Origin of the sequence: Rhodococcus sp. NPDC059968 (assembly GCF_042738615.1) — a bacterium.
Classification (GTDB): domain Bacteria; phylum Actinomycetota; class Actinomycetes; order Mycobacteriales; family Mycobacteriaceae; genus Rhodococcus_F.
In genome coordinates this window covers 1-1,399 of record NZ_JBHWUE010000277.1, presented here as the reverse complement: position 1 = coordinate 1,399, position 1,399 = coordinate 1, and the positions used below count along the sequence as shown (strand labels likewise).

1 protein-coding gene is annotated in these 1,399 nt (G+C 63.5%); it reads right to left on the bottom strand.

Annotated elements, in window-relative coordinates:
- Nucleotides 1-86: 86 nt before the first annotated feature.
- Nucleotides 87-1,399, bottom strand: a 1,313-nt coding sequence (locus ACFWAY_RS53820; RefSeq protein ID WP_378516546.1) for a class I adenylate-forming enzyme family protein, incomplete at its 5' end; no start/stop codon positions are given.

The following is a 1,399-nucleotide window of genomic DNA, read 5'->3' as shown; positions in this document are numbered from 1 at the left end:
GACGGCTCCCAGGGGAGCCGGCGAGCGGTCTCGGGAACAATCGTACGTTAGTCGTTCCACATTTTCGTCGATTGCCGACCCGGCTGTTACCAGCCCATCGTCGCCCGGATGTTGGTTTTGACAATCTTGCCGCTGGGATTCATCGGCAGGGCGTTCGGGCCCACGAGCGCGATCATCTTCGGAACCTTGTATCCGGCCAAGTGCTTGCGCAGGAACGTTGCGATCTCCGTCTCCGTGACGGTCTGACCCGGCCGAACGGCGATCACCGCTCTCACTTCCTCGTCCCACTCCTCACTCGGCACACCGAGCACGGCGGCTTCCATGACAGCTGGGTGCGTGTGGAGCAACTGCTCGATCTCCGAGCTGTACACGTTCTCGCCACCGGTCTTGATCATGTCCTTGGCCCGGTCGCGGAAGTACAGGTAGCCATTCTCGTCGCGGACAGCAAGGTCACCGGTGCGCAACCAGCCGCCCTCCAGGACCTCCTTGGTGGCCTCCGGGCGGCCGAAGTATCCGGTCATCAGATTGGGGCCACGAACGCAGATCTCTCCGATCTCCCCCACCGACGTGGGGGTGCCGTCGTAGAGGTCACGCAACTCGACCTCGGTGAGCAGGTACTCGGTGCCGATCGAGCCGTCGATCTCCGGCCGGAGCATGTCCTGCGGGAGCAATCGGGTGACCATCGGTCCGGCTTCGGTCAAGCCGTAGCGGAAGAACAGGTCGACGTCCGGGATCAGTGCCGACACAGCCAGCTTGTCCGGCATGCGAAGCAGCCCGGCACCGGTGTGGAGCGCCTTGAAGTTGTCGCGGAACCCATCGGTGTCGAACGTGCCCGACTTGAGCATGCGCCGGATCATGTTGGGCACGAGGAACATGTTGGTGATCGACTCGTGCGCGACAAGATCCGCGATCTCGTCTTCCACGAACTTGTGGACGAGAACCGAACTGTTCCCCGTCACGTAGTGGGGCAGGAACCAGCACAGCAGCGCGGCAGAGTGAAAGAGCGGGGTGACGACGAGGCCGCGATCGTTCGGGCGGCCACCGATGCGACAGTCGGCGATTTCATTGACGGCGTTGGTCAGGATCGCCGAATGCGAGAGCACAACGCCCTTGGAGAACCCGGTGGTGCCGCCGGTGAACAAAATGCAGGCAGCATCAGACGCTCCCACCGGAACACCCTTGATCGGTTCCGACCGCAGGAGGTGGTCGAACTCGTCGCCCTCGTGCACGACGGTGACCGGCCCTTTGAGGCCGTCACCGGCCAGGACCTCCGCGATGGCGGCGTCGAAACCATCACCAACGAGTACGACGCGTGCGCCGGTCTCGTTGATGCCGTGGGCCAGCTCTTCGGTTGCCCATCGCCAGTTGTACGGAACGAAGGCGGCACCGGCGGCAACGA